Raw genomic sequence first — 5,927 nt, forward strand, 5'->3', positions numbered from 1 at the left:
ACAGCCGCATCCAGATGAACGGTGCTTGGTAGACCGGAATCCGGGTCCAGGACTTGTTCTGAGGACTCCATCCATTCGGAGCGGTCCCGGCGGTGCGCGGGCTCATCCGGTGGTGGGGACTGGGTGTCTGGTTGGAGGGGTGGGTCAGGCTCATTCGAGGAAGACATTTCATGAAACTATCAAATCAAGCGATAGAGCGGCCATATTCCGGGGACGCTGGGTTTGTCCTGCGTAGGCTGACGAACCATGAACAGCACTTCGCGAGTGACCGTCAGCGGAGCCATTCCCAAGCGGGAGATATCCCGCTCGGAGAGGGTCCCCGAGTACTTGCGCGGACAGATCGTGGAACGTCGCTGGAGGCGGCCAGGAAGCAAGCTGACTCGGCTCAACGGCAACGGCATCGGGGCCAAGGACCTGTCGGTTTCCGCCCCGGCCGATTCCATGCTGCAGTGTTCGCTGTGGCAAACAATCGCCTCTACGAGGCCCTCTACGGAGCAGTGATGGACGTGCTGCTCCGTGCGCAGGCGGAGGGGGAGCTGGTGTTCGGGGCCGGGCCGAGCGAACGCGGTGACGGGCACCGGGAGGTGCTTGCAGCCATCGAGGCGGGCGACGCTGACGAGGCCGGCCTGGCCATGGGGCGTCACATCGACGTGGACCTGGTGGAGAAGAACTGACCTGAGAGATCAGTGGCCGCGATGATCCTGCGGCGCGAGCCGAGGGCCGTAGGACGGGTTCTTGGCCCCCGACGCGGCAATGAGCCGAACCACCCTCTGACGGTGCCCGTGCCACGGAGCAAGCAGTTCCGCCATGCCGGCGTCGTCAGCCCGCCTCCCGGTCAGCGCCTGACCCACCAGGTGGGCCACATGGAAGTCGCCGAAGGACACGTGGTCGGGGGAGCCGTGGGTGCGCTGCAGCGTTTCGGCCGCGGTCCAGACCCCCACTCCGTGAATGCTGCGGATCGCCGCTTCCAAACGGGCCAGGTCGGTCAATGTGGCCGTGCCAGGGGCAGTCCGGGCCTCCAACCTGGCCCAGGCGGAGGACCGTCGGGCCACATTCACCACAGTGTTTCGGCGGGACGCATCCACTCGCGCGGCATGCCAACGCCACGAGGGCACGGCCTGCCATGCCTCACCCGTTGGCGCCACGAACAGCGGACGAGGTGCCCCCTCCACCTCGGGGGCGGGGTCGCCGAACTCCCGCACCAGAGCCTTCCACGCACTGTGCGCCTCGAGCCCCGTGACCTTCTGTTCCAGCACCACGGCCACCAACGTGTCCATCAACGATCCCGCGGCCGGTAACCTCAGCCCCGGGCGGGCTCGTCGGGTCGTCGCCACGAACTCGGGCAGTGTTGCCGCGAACTCCGGGGCGTCGAAGCTGGACCAATCGTCGCCTGCCCCGACCCACAGCGGCACCTGGCGCACAGCCTCCTCGGCTCCCGGCCCCCATGCCGAGGCATCCACCGTGTCTCCTCGCGTGGGATCCAGCAGCATCCCGCGGGTGGTTCCACCGCTGCGCCGATCCCGCGGATCGGTGAGGCGCGCCCCCGCCGCCTCGCGCACGCCCCGCACCCGCACCACGGCGGGACCGGAGGCGAGGCGGACGGCCCGCCACATGCCGTCGGGCACCAGCACACACGTGGGGTCCTGCGGGCCGTGCGGTAGTGGGGCCAGGGTGGCGGCGAGATCCACGAGCCCGGTGGGGGAGAAGCTGGAACGGGCATCCGGGGCGGTCATGCTTTCCATGCTGCCACTCCCGCACGTGTGAGCGGGGTCAAGGTCATGACGGCATGTTTCCTTCCGCTCGTCTCTGTTACGGCCTCCGGTTACCTTATAGATCATGCGATACGCGGATTCCGTCCTGGACCTGATCGGGCACACCCCCTTGGTGCGCCTCAACTCCGTGACGGAGGGGATCGAGGCGACCGTGCTCGCCAAGGTCGAGTTCGTCAATCCCGGCGGATCGGTCAAGGACCGCATCGCGGTGAAGATGATCAAGCGCGCCGAAGAATCCGGTGAACTGGGCCCCGGCGGCACCATCGTGGAACCCACCTCCGGTAACACCGGCGTCGGGCTGGCTCTGGTGGGTGCGCTGCGTGGCTACGACACGGTCTTCGTCACCCCTGACAAGGTCGGCAAGGAGAAGCGCGACGTGCTGGCCGCCTACGGCGCCCGCGTCGTGGTGACGCCGTCGTCGGTTGCCCCGGATTCGCCTGAGTCCTATTACTCGGTGGCGGACCGCATCGTTTCCGAGACTCCTGGGGCGTACAAGCCGGACCAGTTCTCCAACCCTGGGGCGCCTGACTCCCATTACGAGACCACCGGACCGGAGATCTGGGAGGACACCGACGGGCTCGTCACGCACGCCGTCATGGCCGCCGGGACCGGCGGCACCATCACGGGTACCGGCCGCTACCTCCACGACATCTCGGCCGGGCGCGCATCCGGTCCCGTTCAGGTGGTGGCCGCCGACCCGGACGGGTCCGTCTATTCCGGCGGCACCGGGCGTCCTTATTTCACCGAGGGCGTCGGGGAGGACATGTGGCCGCGCAATTATGATCCGTCCGTCCCCGATCGCATCGAGGCCGTCACCGACGCCGAGGCCTTCGCGATGGCGCAGCGCCTGGCTCGCGAGGAGGGCCTGCTGGTGGGTGGCTCCTCCGGCATGGCCGTCGCGGCAGCGCTGCGCGTGGCCCGCGGCCTCCCCGCGGACGCCGTGGTCGTGGTGCTGCTGCCGGATTCCGGCCGCGGCTACCTCGGCAAGATCTTCGACCCCGTCTGGATGCGCGCCCATGGCTTCGCGGGCAAGGAGACGGTGTCCGACGGCGTGACGCCGGTTCCCGGCTCAGGTCACCGTGCTGCCGTGCCCGGCAGCGTCGGCTCCGCGCTGGGCTCCAGGCGCTCGCCGCGCGTCGGACTGCCGGTGTCCACACCGGTGGGTGTGGCGCTGGAGGCGCTGGCCCAGCTCCGGGTCGAGGCATTGCCGGTGCTCGCCTCGGAGAACTGGCCGGCCCGCGAAGGCGAGGTGAGGGGTTCCGTGTCAGCTACAGGGCTGGACGCCGCTCTGGACACCGGGACCATGACGTCGGACAGTCCGGTGGGCGATGCGCTCGAATCCTCTCTGCCGACGGTGGGCGTGGACGAGCCGCTGGCCTCGTTGTTCGGGCTCTGGGCGTCCGCTCCTGCCGTCCCCGGACTGTGTGACGGCGAACTGATCGACGTCGTGGCCCCCTCCGACCTGACCTTGAGTTGACCCTCAGCCCACCGAACTCATCCGCGGCATCCCCGCGATACTCCCGCGACCCCTCAGCAACACCGAAGGACTTGTTTTCATGACTGACTCCACCGCAGGCTTCTCCACGCGCGCCATCCACGCCGGACAGCCCTTCGAGGAATCCACCGGCGCCGTCATTCCGCCGCTGCACCTCTCCACGACGTACCACCCGTACTCCATCGGCGAGCTTCGCGGCGGGTACGACTACTCCCGCGGCACCAACCCCACGCGTGACTCGTTGCAACAGCAGCTCGCCGCGTTGGAGGGTGGACGCTTCGGGATCTCCTACGCTTCCGGGCTCGGAGCCGAGGACGCGGTGCTGCGCGGGCTGCTGAAGCCCGGTGATCACGTGGTCATGGGCAACGACGTCTACGGCGGCACGTTCCGCCTCATCTCCAGGATTCACGGGGCGGTGGGCATCGGACACACTCCCGTCGACCTGACCGACGTGGACGCGGTGCGTGCTGCCGTGGCCGAGACCGGGGCGAAGCTGCTCTGGATCGAGACGCCGTCCAACCCGATGATGCGCATCGCCGACGTCGAGGCACTCGTGGCCGTGGCGCACGAGGCCGGCGCCTACGCGCTGGTGGACAACACCTTTGCCTCTCCCTACCTGCAGCAACCCCTGGCCTTGGGCGCTGACCTCGTGGTGCACTCCACCACCAAGTACCTGGGTGGGCACTCGGACGTGGTGGGCGGGGCCGTCATCACCAATTCGGAGGAGATCGACTCCGCGGTTCGGTTCATCCAGTTCGCTGCAGGCAACCAGTCCTCGCCGTTCGACGCTTATCTGACCACGCGCGGGGCCAAGACCTTGGCCGTGCGCATGGACCGGCACTGCGACAACGCGGAGGCCGTGGCCTCCTGGCTGTTGGGCCGGTCCGAGGTGTCCCACGTGCTCTACCCGGGGCTGGACGACCACCCGGGCCACGACGTCGCCGCCCGTCAGATGCGTCGTTTCGGCGGCATGGTGTCTGTTCGTCTGAAGGGTGGCGAGGCTGCAGCCCGCAAGGTCGCCGAGTCCACGCGCGTGTTCACCCTGGCCGAGTCCCTGGGTGGCGTCGAGTCGTTGATGAACTACCCCTCCGAGATGACGCATGCGTCCGTGAAGGGAACCGAGCTGGCCGTGCCGGAGGACCTGCTGCGGCTCTCCGTTGGCCTCGAGGACGCCGAGGACCTGCTGTCCGACCTGGAGCGAGCCTTCGAAGGGTTGTGATCTGGACTCCGACACGATGTCGGTTGAACAGCACGGCGTCGGTGCTCACTGCCCAGTGAGCACCGACGCTGTGCATCGCGACCGTTGTCGTACTGGAGCGCCGTGGTTAGCGTGAGCACATGGCAGAACAGATGAGTCCCAACCACCGGTTGCTGCGGATCATCGAGGAGTACGTCGTCGAGGACGACATGACGCCCTGGTGGACAGAGATCGGCGAAGTCGACCTGGAAGCTGCCGAGGACGTGGGTTTCATGGAGCCCGATGACCTGCGCAGGATCGGTCTCTCCGAGGAACTGATCCGCGACGGTCAGGACTGGAATCGGGAATGGGACGCCTGGGCCATGGCCACGATGGACCTGGAGCACAATGGCCCGACGGCGGCAGGGGAGGCTCTGCATCGTCGAGGCGTCGAACTGGCCAAGCGGAGCGTCGAGGAGGTGCCCTCCCTCTGGGTCCTGGACCCGGACCACGACTGGCACGTCGGAGCGGACCAGCTCACCTATCCGGGAGTCCTAGCCGTGACCTGGGACGCGTGCCTCCTCCTGGGCGTTCCGGCGGACTCCGATGACGATTGGCCTTGGTGGTTCGAGCCCGCAGGCTCTACGCCCGACGGCGCGTGGCGGGTCCCGCTGCCGCGGGACCTCGGGTGGGGCTCGCATGTAGAGGAAACCACCGCTGCGTATGTGGAAGCCTTCCGCGCGGCTGCGACGTCCGGTGCGATGGAGGAGGCGTTACGCCTGGCGCGGCAGGCGGTGCAAACCATGGCAGGCACCGTCTGGAAGATCAAGGGCCTCAGGGTCAGGGATTTCACCAATCGGGAGTGGCTCCTGTCAGAGTCGATGCCGCGGAATAGTCGCCTGGACCACGAGCTCCAGACAGCGCTGACGCGGCTGATGAAGGAGAGCCCTGCCCCGCCACGGCCCGAGAAGGGGGAGTGGTTCGCCTATGCACCACTTTCCGGTGAGACGTTGGAGCCCTGACGGCGGTGCGCGGTGGTTCGACGGTCACCACTGGTCACGGTGTTACCGAATGATGCGTCGCTGCGCTACAGTCTTCCTTGTTCATCCAACAGGTCGATGAAGACCTCGGTCGAAAGAAGTCCGTGTCATGCTCTCAACCCTCAAGCGGCGCACCGCAGCCGTCACTCTTGCGCTAGGCCTCGCGGCCTCCGCTTCCGTCGTTGCTCTGCCTGCTCATGCGGCAGATGTCTCGGACACACTGAAGTCCGATGGAACCTCGTCCGGCGGCCCCGCTCCCGCAGCGGTCGGTTTGGCGGATGCCGCGGGCAGGACCCCTGCGGCCAAGACCACTGCGGCCTCCAAGAGCCTGTCAAGTTTTCTGTGTAAGCCCTCCTGATATTTCTTGGTTGTTGGTGGGTCAGAGGTAGGGGTTGATGCGCTCGGGGTAGGCGACGGCGAGTTGGGCGAGGGCTTGTTTCCAG

Annotated in this window: 6 protein-coding genes; 5 read left to right on the forward strand and 1 reads right to left on the reverse strand. The window is 67.5% G+C overall.

Annotated features, from left to right (window positions below):
• The first annotated feature begins 170 nt into the window (after positions 1–170).
• Positions 171–674: an FCD domain-containing protein gene (locus Q0A15_RS12125; RefSeq protein WP_291279785.1), complete on the forward strand. Its 504-nt coding sequence runs from the start codon at positions 171–173 to the stop codon at positions 672–674.
• Positions 675–683: 9 nt separating this feature from the next.
• On the opposite strand, the gene Q0A15_RS12130 is transcribed toward Q0A15_RS12125, so the two are convergent.
• On the reverse strand, positions 684–1,733 hold the full coding sequence (locus Q0A15_RS12130) for a 3-methyladenine DNA glycosylase (RefSeq protein WP_291279786.1): 1,050 nt from the start codon (positions 1,731–1,733) through the stop codon (positions 684–686).
• 103 nt (positions 1,734–1,836) lie between these two features.
• On the opposite strand from Q0A15_RS12130, the gene Q0A15_RS12135 reads away from it, so the two are divergent.
• The 4 genes from Q0A15_RS12135 (at position 1,837) to Q0A15_RS12150 (ending at position 5,842) form a co-directional block, all read left to right on the forward strand.
• On the forward strand, positions 1,837–3,249 hold the full coding sequence (locus Q0A15_RS12135; RefSeq protein WP_291279787.1) for a pyridoxal-phosphate dependent enzyme: 1,413 nt from the start codon (positions 1,837–1,839) through the stop codon (positions 3,247–3,249).
• A 79-nt stretch (positions 3,250–3,328) separates the two neighbouring features.
• Positions 3,329–4,486 (forward strand): cystathionine gamma-synthase, encoded by a 1,158-nt coding sequence (locus tag Q0A15_RS12140; protein WP_291279788.1) that lies wholly within the window; start codon positions 3,329–3,331, stop codon positions 4,484–4,486.
• Positions 4,487–4,617: 131 nt separating this feature from the next.
• Entirely contained in the window at positions 4,618–5,466 is an 849-nt protein-coding gene (locus Q0A15_RS12145; RefSeq protein ID WP_291279789.1) for a hypothetical protein, read from the forward strand.
• Between the two features lie 127 nt (positions 5,467–5,593).
• Positions 5,594–5,842 carry a hypothetical protein gene (locus Q0A15_RS12150; protein WP_291279790.1) on the forward strand — a complete coding sequence of 83 codons (249 nt, stop codon included), beginning with the start codon at positions 5,594–5,596 and terminating at the stop codon, positions 5,840–5,842.
• The last annotated feature ends 85 nt before the right edge of the window (positions 5,843–5,927 follow it).

The sequence above is a fragment of the Galactobacter sp. genome (genome assembly GCF_022712295.1).
Taxonomy (GTDB): Bacteria; Actinomycetota; Actinomycetes; order Actinomycetales; family Micrococcaceae; genus Galactobacter.

Bases quoted from the DNA above. Each gene is read 5' to 3' on its own strand.
- Q0A15_RS12125 (WP_291279785.1), top strand. From the start codon at position 171: ATGAAACTATCAAATCAAGCGATAGAGCGGCCATATTCCGGGGACGCT.
- Q0A15_RS12130 (WP_291279786.1), bottom strand. From the start codon at position 1,733: ATGACCGCCCCGGATGCCCGTTCCAGCTTCTCCCCCACCGGGCTCGTG.
- Q0A15_RS12135 (WP_291279787.1), top strand. From the start codon at position 1,837: ATGCGATACGCGGATTCCGTCCTGGACCTGATCGGGCACACCCCCTTG.
- Q0A15_RS12140 (WP_291279788.1), top strand. From the start codon at position 3,329: ATGACTGACTCCACCGCAGGCTTCTCCACGCGCGCCATCCACGCCGGA.
- Q0A15_RS12145 (WP_291279789.1), top strand. From the start codon at position 4,618: ATGAGTCCCAACCACCGGTTGCTGCGGATCATCGAGGAGTACGTCGTC.
- Q0A15_RS12150 (WP_291279790.1), top strand. From the start codon at position 5,594: ATGCTCTCAACCCTCAAGCGGCGCACCGCAGCCGTCACTCTTGCGCTA.